General features: G+C 72.2%; 12 protein-coding genes and 3 pseudogenes. 8 read left to right on the top strand and 7 right to left on the bottom strand.

Features of this window, described 5'->3' with window-relative positions:
• Positions 1-130 precede the first annotated feature (130 nt).
• Both AC069R_RS00940 and AC069R_RS00935 read right to left on the bottom strand, forming a co-directional pair.
• A pseudogene (locus tag AC069R_RS00940) lies at positions 131-512 on the bottom strand (biotin carboxylase N-terminal domain-containing protein); the annotation flags it as partial.
• A gap of 11 nt (positions 513-523) precedes the next feature.
• Positions 524-2140 (bottom strand): carboxyl transferase domain-containing protein, encoded by a 1617-nt coding sequence (locus tag AC069R_RS00935; RefSeq protein WP_478763386.1) that lies wholly within the window; start codon positions 2138-2140, stop codon positions 524-526.
• A 97-nt stretch (positions 2141-2237) separates the two neighbouring features.
• Here AC069R_RS00935 and AC069R_RS00930 point away from each other — a divergent pair, with 97 nt between their 5' ends.
• The 5 genes and pseudogenes from AC069R_RS00930 to AC069R_RS00910 all read left to right on the top strand — a co-directional run bounded on the left by AC069R_RS00930 (position 2238) and on the right by AC069R_RS00910 (position 6388).
• A complete protein-coding gene (locus AC069R_RS00930; protein WP_397985826.1) occupies positions 2238-2840 on the top strand; it encodes an SACE_7040 family transcriptional regulator in 603 nt (200 codons plus the stop codon).
• A gap of 52 nt (positions 2841-2892) precedes the next feature.
• Positions 2893-3468, top strand: a pseudogene (locus AC069R_RS00925) (Uma2 family endonuclease).
• Positions 3469-3615: 147 nt separating this feature from the next.
• Entirely contained in the window at positions 3616-4773 is a 1158-nt protein-coding gene (locus AC069R_RS00920) for an acyl-CoA dehydrogenase family protein (protein ID WP_425947295.1), read from the top strand.
• A 34-nt stretch (positions 4774-4807) separates the two neighbouring features.
• The gene (locus AC069R_RS00915) at positions 4808-5725 is read left to right on the top strand and encodes an acyl-CoA thioesterase (protein WP_478763383.1); all 918 of its coding nucleotides are present in this window, start codon (positions 4808-4810) and stop codon (positions 5723-5725) included.
• Between the two features lie 285 nt (positions 5726-6010).
• Positions 6011-6388: a hypothetical protein gene (locus AC069R_RS00910; protein ID WP_478763382.1), complete on the top strand. Its 378-nt coding sequence runs from the start codon at positions 6011-6013 to the stop codon at positions 6386-6388.
• Between the two features lie 92 nt (positions 6389-6480).
• Here the strand turns inward: AC069R_RS00910 and AC069R_RS00905 are convergent, their stop codons facing one another.
• Entirely contained in the window at positions 6481-7281 is an 801-nt protein-coding gene (locus tag AC069R_RS00905) for a phosphatase (RefSeq protein WP_478763381.1), read from the bottom strand.
• 89 nt (positions 7282-7370) lie between these two features.
• Positions 7371-9002, bottom strand: coding sequence for a PucR family transcriptional regulator (locus AC069R_RS00900; protein ID WP_478763379.1), 1632 nt, complete (start codon positions 9000-9002; stop codon positions 7371-7373).
• A gap of 191 nt (positions 9003-9193) precedes the next feature.
• Here AC069R_RS00900 and speB point away from each other — a divergent pair, with 191 nt between their 5' ends.
• A complete protein-coding gene (gene speB / locus AC069R_RS00895) occupies positions 9194-10165 on the top strand; it encodes an agmatinase (protein ID WP_478763377.1) in 972 nt (323 codons plus the stop codon).
• Between the two features lie 5 nt (positions 10166-10170).
• Positions 10171-11856 carry a thiamine pyrophosphate-binding protein gene (locus tag AC069R_RS00890; RefSeq protein WP_478763375.1) on the top strand — a complete coding sequence of 562 codons (1686 nt, stop codon included), beginning with the start codon at positions 10171-10173 and terminating at the stop codon, positions 11854-11856.
• 28 nt (positions 11857-11884) lie between these two features.
• On the opposite strand, the gene AC069R_RS00885 is transcribed toward AC069R_RS00890, so the two are convergent.
• Positions 11885-12640 (bottom strand): hypothetical protein, encoded by a 756-nt coding sequence (locus AC069R_RS00885; protein WP_478763373.1) that lies wholly within the window; start codon positions 12638-12640, stop codon positions 11885-11887.
• Positions 12637-12966: a hypothetical protein gene (locus AC069R_RS00880; protein ID WP_478763372.1), complete on the bottom strand. Its 330-nt coding sequence runs from the start codon at positions 12964-12966 to the stop codon at positions 12637-12639. Before AC069R_RS00880 ends, AC069R_RS00885 begins: the two co-directional genes overlap by 4 nt.
• A 601-nt stretch (positions 12967-13567) precedes the next feature.
• Here AC069R_RS00880 and AC069R_RS00875 point away from each other — a divergent pair.
• Positions 13568-14326 (top strand): GntR family transcriptional regulator, encoded by a 759-nt coding sequence (locus AC069R_RS00875; RefSeq protein WP_478763370.1) that lies wholly within the window; start codon positions 13568-13570, stop codon positions 14324-14326.
• Positions 14327-14330: 4 nt separating this feature from the next.
• Here the strand turns inward: AC069R_RS00875 and AC069R_RS00870 are convergent.
• Positions 14331-14675: pseudogene (locus tag AC069R_RS00870) on the bottom strand (hypothetical protein).
• Between the last annotated feature and the right edge of the window lie 180 nt (positions 14676-14855).

The raw sequence follows: 14855 nt of genomic DNA, 5'->3' as shown, positions 1-14855 counted from the left end.
GGGTTTGGTAGGGGGGAGCCGGGGCGAGAAGGGGGGTCAACGAAGACCCCCTGGTGCCCCCCACCCCCCCCCCCCCCACCCCCCCCCCCCCCGCCCTTCTCCCCCCCCCCCCCCCCCCCCCCCCCCCCCCCCCCCCCCCCCGCCACCGTCTCCTTGGCGCGGATCTTGTCGCCCATCAGCGCGATGGCGTCGGCCGGGGGGCCGATGAAGACCAGGCCCGCCTCCTCGCAGGCCCGCGCGAACGCGGCGTTCTCGGCGAGGAAGCCGTAGCCGGGGTGGACGGCCTGCGCGCCGGTGCGGGCGGCGGCCTCCAGCAGGCGCTCCACCGAGAGGTAGCTCTCGGACGCCGGGGCCGGGCCGATCCGGACCGCCGTGTCGGCCTCCCGGACGTGCCGCGCGCCCGCGTCGGCGTCGGAGAAGACCGCCACCGAGCGCACGCCCAGCTCGCGGAGCGTACGGATGACGCGTACGGCGATCTCGCCCCGGTTGGCGACCAGCACTGTGTCGAACACGGTTCCCCTCCTCACATCCGGAAGACGCCGAACTGGGGCTCTCCCAGTGGCGCGTTGGCGCAGGCCGTCAGGGCGAGACCGAGCACCTGGCGGGTCTCCATCGGGTCGATCACGCCGTCGTCCCACAGCCGGGCCGTCGCGTAGTAGGCGTTGCCCTGGGTCTCGTACTGCGCGCGGATCGGCGCCTTGAAGGTCTCCTCGTCCTCCGCGGACCAGGTCTCGCCGCGGCCCTCCAGCTGGTCGCGCTTGACCGTGGCGAGGACGCTGGCGGCCTGCTCGCCGCCCATCACGGAGATCTTGGCGTTGGGCCACATCCACAGGAAGCGGGGGGAGTAGGCCCGGCCGCACATCGAGTAGTTGCCCGCGCCGTACGAACCGCCCACGACGACGGTCAGCTTGGGCACGCGGGTGCAGGCCACCGCGGTCACCATCTTGGCGCCGTGCTTGGCGATGCCGCCCGCCTCGTAGTCCTTGCCCACCATGAAGCCGGAGATGTTCTGGAGGAACACCAGCGGGATGCCGCGCTGGTCGCACAGCTCGATGAAGTGCGCGCCCTTCTGGGCGGACTCCGAGAAGAGGATGCCGTTGTTGGCGACGATCCCGACCGGGTGGCCGTGGATGCGGGCGAAGCCGGTGACGAGCGTCTGGCCGTACTCGCTCTTGAACTCGGCGAACCGGGAGCCGTCGACCACGCGGGCGATGATCTCCCGGACGTCGTACGGGGTGCGGGAGTCGACCGGCACCGCGCCGTACAGCCCGGCCGGGTCCACCTTCGGCTCGACGGCCGGGGCGACCTCCCAGGGCGGCGACTTCCGGGCCGGGAGGGTGGCGACGATGTTCCGGACGATCCGCAGCGCGTGCGCGTCGTCCTCCGCGAGGTGGTCGGTGACGCCGGAGATCCGGGAGTGGACCTCGCCGCCGCCCAGCTCCTCGGCCGTGACCACCTCGCCGGTGGCCGCCTTCACCAGCGGGGGGCCGCCCAGGAAGATGGTGCCCTGATTGCGGACGATGACCGCCTCGTCGCTCATCGCCGGGACGTACGCGCCGCCCGCCGTGCACGAGCCGAGGACGGCCGCGATCTGCGGGATGCCCGCTCCGGACATCCGGGCCTGGTTGTAGAAGATCCGCCCGAAGTGCTCGCGGTCCGGGAAGACCTCGTCCTGCATCGGCAGGAAGGCGCCGCCGGAGTCGACCAGGTAGACGCAGGGCAGCCGGTTGTCGAGGGCGACCTCCTGGGCGCGCAGGTGCTTCTTGACCGTCATCGGGTAGTACGTGCCGCCCTTGACGGTCGCGTCGTTGGCGACGATCACGCACTCGCGCCCGCCGACCCGGCCGATCCCGGCGATCACACCGGCGGCCGGCGCCTGCCCGTCGTACAGCCCGTCGGCCGCGAGCGGGGCCAGCTCCAGGAACGGCGAGCCCGGATCGAGCAGGGTGTCGACCCTGTCCCTCGGCAGCAGCTTGCCGCGCGCGGTGTGCCGGGCGCGCGCCCGCTCCCCGCCGCCGAGCGCCGCCGCGGCGAGCTTGCCGCGCAGCTCCTCGACCAGCGCCAGATGGGCCTGTTCATTGGCCCGCCAGGCCTCCGACGCGGGCTCGGCCGTGCTCCGGAGTTCCGGTGCCTCCTGCATCCTGCGGTCCCCTCACCCGGTGCTCGAACCGGTTAATGAGCGTTAACCATCTCCTTCAGGTTAACGACCGCTAACCTCGCTGTCTAGAATTGTCTTCATGGCCAGAACCGACGCCCCCACCCGCCGCGAGCAGATCCTCAAGGAGGCCGCCCGCCTCTTCGCCGAGCGCGGCTTTCACGGCGTCGGCGTGGACGAGATAGGAGCGGCGGTCGGCATCAGCGGCCCCGGTCTGTACCGGCACTTCCCCGGCAAGGACGCGATGCTCGCCGAACTGCTCGTCGGCATCAGCGGCCAGCTGCTCACCGGGGCCCGGCGGCGGCTCGCGGAGGCCGACGGGGACGCGCGCGCCACCGCGGTCCTGGACTCCCTGATCGAGGGCCACATCGACTTCGCGCTGGACGACCGGCCGCTGATCACCCTGCACGACCGCGAGCTGGACCGGCTGCGCGACAGCGACCGCAAGCTGGTGCGCCAGCTCCAGCGGCAGTACGTGGAGCTGTGGGTGGGCGTGGTCCGCGAGGTCTACCCGCCACTGACCGAGCCCGCCGCCCGCTCCGCCGTCCACTCCGTCTTCGGCCTGCTCAACTCCACCCCCCACCTGGGCCGCGCGGGAACGCTCCCCGGCCGGGGCGCGACGGCGGAACTGCTGCACCGGATGGCACGCGGGGCGTTCGAGGCGGCGGGTTCCTCCGGGGGGTGAGGGAGGCGTTGGGGGCGGGCGGGGGAGTGACGTGCGCCACTATCATCGGGCCGTGGACTACGCGAAGATGCGCGCGATCGCCGAGGAGCTGGGTGCCTACGCGGAGCGGCTTGAAGGGGCCTGGAGCGTCGAGATCGGACCGTCGGGCCCGATACTGGCCATGATGTGCCCGTCGAAGCGGCACGAGGGCACGGTTCACCGCATCCGCGAACAGCTCGACCAGCAGGTACCCGTCACTCATCCGGGTTGCGTCTGCGCGACGGGTCCCGAGATCGAGCACCCGGCGCTCGGCCGTATGCGGCTCCCCGACGCGGTGGTCATCCCCGAGGCCGTCCTGGACGAGGAGGGCATCGCCGTCGACGCGACGCAGGTCCTCGCCGTGGTGGAGGTCGTCTCGCCGTCCAACCCCACCAACGAGTACATCGAGAAGCTGGCCGACTACCCGGCCATGGGCATCGCGCACTAGCTGATCGTCGACCCCCGCACCGGCACCATCGAGGTCCACTCCGACCCGTGCAAGGGCCGCTACGCGCGCAAGGACTCCTACATCTACGGCGACTCGGTCCCCTTCGGGCCCTGGACGGTCGAGACGTCCGCCTTCCGGCGTTACGGCAAAGCGGGGAACTGACCGGGACGGCCTGGCTGCCCGAGTGCCGCCTGCCTCGTGGCGCAACTCACCCTGGACGCCCCCCGTACCCGCCGGTATCTTCGAATCTGAGCAAGCGCTTAGACATGCCCCTTGCCGGCATGCCCGAGGTACGTGGAGGTGGGCGGCGTGCGCCGTACGGTGTTCAACGAGGATCACGAGGCGTTCCGGGAGACCCTGCGCGCCTTCATCGAGGCCGAGGTCGTACCGGTGTACGACGAGTGGTTCGCGGCCGGCCAGGCGCCCCGCGACTTCTACTACAAGCTCGGCGAGCTGGGCATCTTCGGCATCAACGTGCCCGAGGAGTTCGGCGGCGCGGGCATGGACAGCCACAAGTTCGAGGCCGTCCTCTACGAGGAGACCGCCCGCGCGGGCGTCCAGTTCGGCGGCTCCGGCGTGCACGTGCTGCTCGCCCTGCCGTACATCAAGATGCTGGCCACCGACGAGCAGAAGAAGCGCTACCTGCCGAAGTTCGTCACCGGCGAGGAGATGTGGGCCATCGCGATGACGGAGCCGGGCACCGGTTCCGACCTCGCGGGCATGAAGTCCACCGCCAAGCTCAGCGAGGACGGCACGCACTACGTCCTCAACGGCGCCAAGACCTTCATCACCGGCGGCGTGCACGCCGACCGCGTGATCGTGTGCGCCCGCACCGCCGCGCCCACCGCCGAGGACCGCCGCCACGGCATCTCCCTGTTCGCGGTGGACACCAAGTCCGAGGGCTACTCCGTCGGCCGCAAGCTGGACAAGCTCGGCCTGAAGACCTCCGACACCGCCGAGCTGGCCTTCGTGGACGTCAAGGTCCCCGTCGAGGACCTGCTGGGCGAGGAGAACAAGGGCTTCTACTACCTCGGCCACAACCTGGCCTCCGAGCGCTGGGGCATCGCCTTCGGCGCCTACGCGCAGGCCAAGGCCGCCGTCCGGTTCGCCAAGCAGTACGTGCAGGAGCGCACCGTCTTCGGCAAGCCGGTCGCCCACTTCCAGAACACCAAGTTCGAGCTGGCCGCCTGCCAGGCCGAGGTGGACGCCGCCGAGGCCGTCGCCGACCGGGCCACCGAGGCCCTGGACGCCGGCGAGCTGACCCCCGCCGAGGCCGCCTCCGCCAAGCTGTTCTGCACCGAGGTCGCCCACCGCGTCATCGACCGCTGCCTCCAGCTGCACGGCGGCTACGGGTACATGAACGAGTACCCGATCGCCCGCCTGTACGCGGACAACCGCGTCAACCGCATCTACGGCGGCACCAGCGAGATCATGAAGACGATCATCGCCAAGGACATGGGCCTGTAAGGTCCCCGCGATCACTGGCCGGTACAGACCCGTCATGAGCCAGGCACTCCAGGACCTCCTCGATCTGCTCGACCTCGAACAGATCGAGGAGGACATCTACCGCGGCCGGTCCCGCTCCGCCGTCGTACCCCGCGTCTTCGGCGGGCAGGTCGCGGCGCAGGCCATGGTCGCCGCCGGGCGGACGGTCCCCGCGGACCGCCCCGCCCACTCCCTGCACGCCTACTTCCTGCGCCCCGGCGACCCCGGCGTGCCCATCGTCTACACCGTCGACCGCATCCGCGACGGCCGGTCCTTCACCACCCGCCGCGTGGTCGCCGTCCAGCACGGCAAGCCGATCTTCCACCTCTCGGCGTCCTTCCAGACGTACGAGGAGGGCCTCGACCACCAGGTGCCGATGCCGCCCGCGCCCGACCCGGCGACCCTGCCCACCTCCCAGGAGCGGCTGCGCGGCTACGCCCATCTCGCGCCCGAGGTGGTGGAACGCTTCCTGGAGGCGCGCGAGGCGGTCGACCTCAGATACGTGGACGAGCCGCCGTACGGCCGCTACGGCGAGCCGCGCGAGCCGCACAGCCAGGTGTGGTTCCGCACCAACGGCAAGCTGGCCGACGATCCCGCCCCGGACTCCGTCTGGGGCGACCCCCAGCTGCACGTCGTCCTCGCCACCTATGTCTCCGACATGACCCTGCTCGACTCCGTGCTGCTCGCGCACGGCCGCGGCGGCTGGGCGGTCGGCGACGTGGTGGGCGCCTCCCTGGACCACGCGATGTGGTTCCACCGCCCCTTCCGCGCCGACGAATGGCTGCTGTACGACCAGGAGTCGCCGTCCGCGCACGGCGGCCGCGGCCTCGGCCAGGCCCGCATATACACCCGTGACGGGCGGCTCGCCATCACCGTCATCCAGGAGGGCGTGGTCCGCGTCCCGCGCCCGCCGGACGGCAAACCGGTTTGCTGAGGTGCCAAGCGGCGGGTGGGGTACTAGGCTCGATCAGTGAAAGCCGCGAGTGCACGGCATGAGCGGCCGGCGAGGTTCCGGGACACCTCGGACCTCAGCCGCGGCACCTGACGACGCGCCAGCGTCCGGGTGGGCCGCAGGCGTCGACCGTACAGATGTGCCGTACGCACACATGATCTCTCGCGGTGATATCCGAAGACCGCTCCGTGCGTTTTCCGTGCGGCGGCGGCCATCCACCTCGCGTGTCCCTCCGGGGGCCGCGAGAGACGATGGAGGGTAATTCCCATGCGAGCAACACGCGCGCGGCGCCTTGTCGCGCTGTCCGCCACCGGCCTGCTGCTGGCAGGCGGAGCCGCGATCGGCGCGGCGGGCACCGCCTCGGCGAGCCCGTCCAACGTGCACAGCTCCTACAGCAGTGACTGGGGCGGCGGCCACGGCGGCCACGGAGACCACGGCCGCGGTGGACACGGCGGCTGGTGGGGCGACGACGATGACGACTGGGGCTACGGCGGCTACGGCGGCTACGGCCACGGAGACCACGGTGGCTATGGCGGCCACGGCGACCATGGTGGCTACGGCGGTCATGGCGGCTACGGCGGTCATGGCGGAGGCCACGGAGGCGGCCACGGTGGCGGCCACGGTGGTGGAGGCCACGGTCGCTGAGCCGGGTCCCGATCCGATGTGACACGATGTGCGGCTCCGTGCGCGGGGCCGCACATCCTTTTGTTTCCGGGGCCGGCCGGCCCCGGTCGGACCTACTGGTCCAGGCCGGTCAGCCCCGCCGCGGCCAGCAGATACGCGGTCATCGGGTCGTAGTGGCGCGGGCTGACCACATGGTCGTCCAGCGGCACGGCGACCTGCAGGGTGCCCTCGGCCTCGGCGAGGAACAGCGCGGGGTCGTTGCAGTCGGCGTAGCCGACCGAGTCCAGGCCGTGCTGCGCGGCGTACCCGGCCCAGCCGTGGTCGGCGACCACCAGGTCGGGCAGCGGCCGCCCGGCCTGCTCAAGTCCCTTGAGAATGGCCCGCATCGGCGCCCCGGAGTGGGTGTGCCACAGGGTCGCTCCGTGCTCCAGGACGGCCACGTCCGCGAACTGCATGACGTATCCCTCGTCCGTCCGGAGCCCGTCCGGGATGACGACGATCTCGCAGCCGGCGGCGCGCAGCGCGGCGGCCGTGGCCCGGTGCACATCCAGCAGCCCGCCCGGATGCCCGGTCGCGAACAGCACCCGCTCGCGCCCCTCGGCCGCCTTGCGCAGCCGCGCCGCGAGCCGGTCCAGGGCGTCCACGGTCAGTTCCGGGTCGATGGTGTCCTGGCCGTACCGGTACTCCGGGTCGTCGTTGACCCCCACCCGCTCGGCCATCACCGCGAGCACGTCCTGCTCGTCCGCCCAGCGCTCGCCCAGCTCCAGACCGAGCCAGAAGTTGCGGTCCCCGTTGGCCAGCAGGCGGTAGTGGGAGAGGTTGTTCTCGCGGGGCGTGGCGACGTCCCCCGCGATACGGGTCCTCACCAGGTGGTCGACGAGCTGGGCGCGGCTGGGTGTCCCGGATATCGGCATGGCACCCATTGTGGGGCAGCCCGGCGCGGGCGTCCCCGTGGTTTCGCCCGCTGGGACGGGCGTCACCCTCGCCCGAGCGGCACGCGGCGTCAGGAGTGCCGCAGCGCGAACCACAACTCCATGCGTACGTCCGGGTCGTCCAGGTCGGCGCCGAGCAGCAGGGCGGCGCGGGCCACGCGTTGACGCACGGTGTTGCGGTGCACCCCCAGGGCCACCGCGGTGCGGTCCCAACTGCCGTGCAGGGAGAGCCAGGTGCGCAGGGTGTCCACGAGGGCGGGCCCCGCGGCCAGCGGCGCGAGCAGGGCCTCGGCGTGGGCCCGCGCCTCCGTCTCGGGCACCAGGTCGGACAGCCCGTGCCGGGTGCCGTGGCCGCTGCCGTGCCGGACCAGCGGGACGCGGGTGGCGCGGGCGCGGGCCAGCGCGCGGGCCGCCCGGGCGTCGGCGGCCGGCCAGCCGCCGGGGCCCGCGGGCGCGCTGACCCCGAGCGTCCAGCCGGGCACCGGGCCGGGTTCCCGGCCGGCCGGCACCAGCACCCGTACGACCTCGCCGTCCACGTCGACCAGGGGGGAGCCCAGGGCGGTGCCGAGGGCGGCGGCGGCCACGGCGTCCGGCGTCCCCCGCTCGGGCCGGGCGTGTACGACGATCCGCTCGCCGTCCTCCGCGTCGTCCCCGGTGCCGTCGCCCGCGCCGTCGCCGGTGCCGAGCAGCGGCGCGACCTCCTCCGGCGTGGCCCCGAGCAGCAGCCGTACCAGCGCGGAGGAGCGGGCGGCCCCGGCGCCGCTGTGGTGCTCCCCGGTCAGCAGCGACAGCAGCACCGCGCCGACGGAGGCGATGGTGTGGTCCCCGCCCTCGCGGTGCCCGGCGGCGACCCCGAGCACGAAGCCCCCGCCGGAGCCGAGGGCGTAGGCGGACAGGCGGGTGCCGTCGGCGGTGTCGGTGGCGGAGGCGGGCCGGGGCGGGCCCGTGGGGGAGAGGTTGGCGGGTGCGGTGGGGCCGGCCGGGTGGGCGAGCGCGGGGCCGGTCCGTCCGGTCGGGCGTACCACCGCGGCCAGGTCGCGCAGTGCTTCCCCGGCGGCGGGCGCGGGTGCCCGGCCCGCCGAGGCGATGGCGGTGCCGTCGGGGCCGTAGAGCACCGCGTGCCCGCCGAGCCGCTGGGCGAGCCGGCGCAGCACGGCCGGCACCGGATCGGGGTGGGCGGCGGCCGCGGCGAGGCTCTGCTGGGCCTCGGTGACCCGGCGCAGTTCGGCGAGCCGGGCCTGCGCCATCAGCTGCCACACCGCACGGGCCACGCCCGAGAAGGTGGTGCCCGGCGGGACCTCCAGCAGCGGCAGCCCGTGGGCTTCGCAGGCGGCCACCAGGGCGTCCGGCACCGTGTCGTGCACGGGGGCGAGCCCGAAGCCGAGGGCGGCGCCGCCCGCGGCGACGACACGGGCCACGTAGGCGTCGAAGAAGGTGTCCGGCGAGGGGGTGTCGGGGATCTGGACCCCCGCCGTGAGGAGCAGTTCGCCGCCGAGGAGATAGGGGAAGGGGTCCGCCATCTCGGAGGTGTGCGCCCAGTGGACGACGATGTCCGGGCCGGTGGGCCCGGCGAGCTGGCGCAGGGCGAGGTCGTCGCGGGCGAGGAGGGCGGAAAGGGGGATCGGCGGGGTGGGCGGGACGGAGGCAGCGGCGGCAGGGGCAGTGGCCGGGGCTGCCGGGACCGTGGGGCGTGTTTCGGCCATGGTGTGCACTTCCTCCACTCCAGGTCCCCTGTGTGGATAAAACGTACACTTCGTAGTGGCTGCCCGGCCACCTAATGTCGATCCCAGGAAAACGCGGCGAGAAGCCGGTCAGGCCGCGGCCGGGCCCCGGTCGGGCCGCTGCCGGGCCGAGCCGGGCCGCAGTCAGGACGCAGGAAAGAAGGCACACCCCCATGAGCAGCAACGAGACGCCCCGCGGCCCCGTCGACTCCTCCCGCGTCCCCCGGTACGCCGGCCCCGCGACCTTCGCCCGGCTGCCCCGCCTGGACGAGGTCGGCGCCGCCGACGTCGCCGTCGTGGGCGTGCCCTTCGACTCCGGCGTCTCCTACCGGCCCGGCGCCCGCTTCGGCGGCAACGCGATCCGCGAGGCGTCCCGGCTGCTGCGCCCCTACAACCCCGCGCAGGACGCGTCCCCCTTCGCGCTCGCGCAGGTCGCGGACGGCGGTGACATCGCGGTGAACCCGTTCAACATCAACGAGGCCGTCGAGACGATCGAGGCCGCGGCGGACGACCTGCTGGGCACCGGCGCCCGTCTGATGACCCTGGGCGGCGACCACACCATCGCGCTGCCGCTGCTGCGCTCGGTGGCGAAGAAGCACGGCCCGGTCGCGCTGCTGCACTTCGACGCCCACCTGGACACCTGGGACACGTATTTCGGCGCCGAGTACACGCACGGCACGCCGTTCCGCCGCGCGGTGGAGGAGGGCATCCTCGACACCTCCGCCCTCTCGCACGTGGGCACCCGCGGCCCGCTGTACGGCAAGCAGGACCTCACCGACGACGAGAAGATGGGCTTCGGCATCGTCACCTCGGCGGACGTCTACCGGCGGGGCGCCGACGAGGTGGCCGACCAGCTCCGCCAGCGCATCGGCGACCGCCCGCTGTACATCTCCATCGACATCGACTGCCTCGACCCGGCGCACGCCCCCGGCACGGGCACCCCGGAGGCGGGCGGCATGACCTCCCGCGAGCTGCTGGAGATCCTGCGCGGCCTGGCGTCCTGCAACCTGGTCTCGGCGGACGTGGTGGAGGTCGCCCCGGCCTACGACCACGCCGAGATCACGTCCGTGGCGGCCAGCCACACCGCGTACGAACTGACCACCATCATGTCCCGCCAGATCGCGGCGGCCCGGAAGGACGCGTAACCGACGTGACGCACGACCACGACCTGGTACTCCGCCCGACCGCCGCCCAGCGGGAGGCCGCGCTGAATCCTCCCGCCGGACGCGTCGGCGGAGACCTGGTCGTGGAGACCCTGGCCGGGCTCGGCGCGACGACCGTCTTCGGCCTGCCCGGCCAGCACGCGCTCGGCATGTTCGACGCCCTGCGCAGGTCCTCCCTCCGGTACGTGGGCCTGCGGGTGGAGAACAACGCGGGCTTCGCGGCGGACGCGTACGGCCGGATCACCGGCGAGGCCGCGCCGCTGCTCCTGTCCACCGGCCCCGGCGCGCTGACCTCGCTGGCCGCGCTCCAGGAAGCGGCCTGTGCCTCCGCCCCGGTCCTGGCGATCAGCAGCCAGGTCCCGACGCCCGGCCTGGGCGGCGGCCGCCACGGCTATCTCCACGAACTCCCCGACCAGGCCGCCTCGTTCCGGGGCGTGGTCAAGTCCGTGCACACGGCCCGCACCCAGTCCCAGATCCCCTCGGCGATCGCCGCGGCCTGGAAGTCGGCGCTGACGGCCCCGCACGGCCCGGTGTGGGTGGAGATCCCCCAGGACGTACTGGCCGCGCCGGCGTCGCTGCCGGTGGTGACGGCGCTGGACGCGACCCCGGACGACCTGGCCCCCCGCCCCGAACTGACCGCCGTGGCCGCCGAGTTGCTGTCCCGTTCGGCCCGCCCGGCGATCATCGCGGGCGGCGGCGTCGTACGCTCCGACGCCTCGGGCAAGCTGCGGCGGCTGGCGGAGCTGCTGGACGCCCCGGTGGTGACGACGTACGGCGGCAAGGGCGCGTTCCCCTGGGAGCACCCGCTGTCCCTCCAGTCCTGGATGGAAGACCGCCATACGACCGACTTCCTGGAAGACGCCGATGTCCTGCTGGTCGTGGGCTCGGGGCTGGGCGAACTCTCCTCGAACTACCACACGTTCAGGCCCCGCGGCCGGGTGATCCAGATCGAGGCGGACCTCGGCAAACTGGAGTCGAACCACCCCGCGCTGGGCATCCACGCGGACGCCCGCCTGGCGCTCCAGGCGCTCCTGGAGACGGTGACGGAGCGGCACGACCCGGAGGCACCGGAGCGCGTCCGCTCCCTCCTCGCCCGCGTTTCCGACCGCATCGCCTCCCAGGAACTCACCCTGGAACAGTCGCTGTTGACCGCCGTCCGCCGGGCACTGCCGGCCCGCGCCCCGTCCTTCTGGGACATGACGATCCTGTCCTACTGGGCGTGGTGCGCGTTCGACCCCCGCGGCACGAACCTGATGCACTCCGCCCAGGGCTCGGGCGGCCTCGGCTACGCCTTCCCGGCGGCCCTGGGCGCGGCGGTCGCCGACCCGTCCCACCCGGTCCTCGCGGTCTCCGGCGACGGCGGCGCCCTCTACTCCCTCGCCGAACTGGCCACGGCCCGCCAGCACCACCTCCCCGTCACCTGGCTGATCATCGACGACGGCGGCTACGGCATCCTGCGCGAATACATGACGACCGCCTTCGGCAAACCAACGGCCACGGACCTGTCCCGCCCCGACTACGTCGCCCTCGCGCAATCCTTCGACGTCCCGGCGGTCCGCACGACCCCGGAGACCCTGGAAAGCGACCTGGCGAAGGCACTCGGCACACCGGGCCCGTCGGTGGTGGTGCTGCCGGCGGCACTGCGGATGTTCGCGCCGACGCACTTGGACTAACGGGTCGACGCCGGTCGATGACCTGGCTTCAGGAGTCGTGATCCTCGATGAGCCGGCTGATGACGTCGTGCAGCAGATCCCTGCGACGCTCGTCGTCCGCCTGCTCGCGCAACGCGCGCTCGGTCTCCCGAAGGCTGCGCCAGACGTCCGGGTCCTGGTCCATCACCTTGTCCACAAGCGGTTCGGAGATCAGGGCCATGCACTCGGCGAGCCGACGCCGAGTGGCGGAGGACGGCGGGGCGGGGCGGGGCTCGGCGAAGCCGGGGGTCAGGTATCGCGCGGGGTCGGCGAGGCTCCAACCGATCATCCTGCCGTCACTCACCAGAAGCACCAGATCCCGCGCGACACCGATGCATGCGTCCGGAACGACACCGAGCAAACGTGCGTCCCGCACGCACCTCAGTTCGGTCGCATCAGCATCGCAATGGAAGGCGGCTGTTTGCGGCAGCCCGAAGGACTCCGCGACATCTGCACGGAGGCCCGACGAGGACACCGGTGGCCCAGCGGGCAGACGATTGCCCTCCATGGAGGCGAAATGCGGCGGCACGAACAGGCTGAGGCCGACCAGTTTCCGGGATGCCTGATCGAAATAGACGTCGTCGGTCTCCGCCCACAGCCACTGCGTACTGCCAAAAGTTGCCCCCGACAGCCGTTCCCGTCCCTCCCTGTCCGTGTACTCGGCAACGGTGACGGCAGGGACGGTGATATCGAAGCGGGGCGTATACGGCAGCGGGTTCCCCGTCGTTTCGACATTCACGGTTCCGGTGACCGTGAACTTCGTCATACCTGCCGCCCGGCATCTCCAGTTCGAGATGTTTGCAGCCTTTCGTGCGGCATGCTCAGGAACTCGGTGGAGCTGTCCTCGACGGCCGCAGTGATGACGCCGCCCGTTTTTTCGAGCCGCACTTCCTTGCGCCCCGGAGGGCTCCAGCCGTACACCGACACGTTCCGTACGTCGGTGAAGGTGAGGAAGAACTCGAAGGCCTCGTGGCCCCCCTGGGCGGTGAAGCCGAGGGTGGCGGAGCACTGCCGCTCGTCAAGAGGTACGTAGAACAGGTCATGGCTGCTCAACGCGGCTGGTTTCGTCAGTGCGGCGACTTCAGCGTTCATAGAAGGTCTTCTCGCAGGGATCGGGGACCGTCGAGTGCAGTCTGGCGTCAACCTTGCTGAGGAAGAAATGCGGGCCACCGTCCGAACCGTCCGGCCCCAGCCGGAACCCACTCGCGTGCCTGGCGTCGAAATCCGGGCCGTTACGGGCGGTTCCCAGGTGGACAGTACAGGGTCGGCTACCGCCAGGAACCGCACCGACGCACTTGGACTAGGCGGAGGGGTCCAGCGGTAATTCGGCCCAGACGGCCTTGCCGACGCCGTGCAGGCGGGGGCAGTAGCCCCAACAGTCGGCGAGCGCGGCGACGATGGCGAGACCGCGACCGCGCCGTGCGGATTCCGCGCGTGCTGTATGGCGTTGCTCACCAGCTCCGACAGTAACAGCTCGGCGTCGTCCGCGACTTGGGCGTCGCCCTTCCACTCGATGAGCTGTGGGCGCAGCAGCGCGCATGCGCGTCCGGCGCTGCGGGGACTGTGAGGCAGCCGCCGGTTCGCCTCGGCCATGCCGGGGACGAGTACCTCCGGAGCCGGCGTCGTGCCGCTCGACTGGGTGGCCGTGTCTGATGCCTAGGATGTCTAGAGATCATCAGGAGGAGAGGTCTGGATGAGCAGCCGGGAGACGGGGCGGCAGCCCAAGTACCAGCGCATCGCGGCTGAGCTGCGGGCCGCCGTCGAGGCCGGGCAGTACGGTCCCGGAGACCGGCTGCCTGGTGAGAACGACCTGATGACCGAACACGGCGTCGCCCGTATGACGGCCCGCCAGGCGCTGGGGCTGCTCCAGACGGAGGGCATCGCCGAAGCCCGCAAGGGTGCCGGTGTGTTCGTACGGGACTTCCGCCCGATCCGCCGCCGTGGCATCGAGCGGCTCGCGCGGGCGGGTTGGAGTGAGGGGCGGTCCGTCTGGGCGGCGGATGTGCAGGGCCGCGAACTCGCCGTCGACTCCGTCGAGGTGGCGCATGAGCCCGCGCCGGAGGCCATCGCCGGGGTCATGGGTCTGGACGAGTCCGCGAACCTCTGTGTCCGCCGCCGTCGCTTCGTCCTCGACGGCAAGCCGGTGCTGCTGTCCACGTCCTACCTGCCGGCCGACCTCGTCGCGGGCAGCCCGATCATCCACCTGGACACGGGTCCGGGTGGCGTCTACGCCCGCCTCGCCGACCTCGGCCACGCCCCCGTCCGCTTCCGCGAGGAGATCCGTTCCCGGATGCCCGGCCAGGCCGAGGCCGAACGCCTGTCCCTGCCGCCCGGCGTCCCCGTGATCCAGATCGCCCGCACGGCCTTCGACGCGGAGGGCCGGGTGGTCGAGGTCAACGAGATGGTCCTCGACTCCGCCGCGTACGTCCTGGAGTACGACTTCGAGGCGTGAGCCGTCAGTTGCCGTGCCGTTGGCCCAGTAAACGCGCCTGTTCGCATTTCAGGCGGGTGAAGCCCGTGCGCGCGTAGTGGCGATCTCGGCGCTGGGGAACGGCACGACCGAGAGGTGCTGGTCGTAGTCGCCCGCCGCCCACCGGGCGGCCGTGATGTTGGGGAGGAAGACGGTCGCCACCCACAGCCGCCACTCGGCCAGTTCCTCTTCGGTGGTCGGTGTCGAAGTCGCTGAGTTGGCGGTTCACCCGAGCGGGACGCTCCTCGCGCTGCGACAGCCGCAACCCGTTGGGATAGGTGACGACGTAGCCGACGAACGCCAGCCCGATAGTGACGACCTCTGCGACCATGAGGGGAGATGCTAGCGAGCGGCGACAGGCACCGGTCGCGCGGTCACCCCGGCAGGTCGGGGAACTGCGTTCGGAACAAGGCCATTTGCGCCTCGTACCCCGCCCTGTGCTCCACAAGTCCCTGCTCCGGCATGGGCCCCCGCGGCATCGGCCCCCGTCGAAGAAGTCCGGGATGGCGCG

The organism is Streptomyces sp. NPDC043952, from assembly GCF_056435325.1.
Note: the sequence above shows the minus strand (reverse complement) of the source record. Positions and strands in the feature narration are given on the sequence as shown.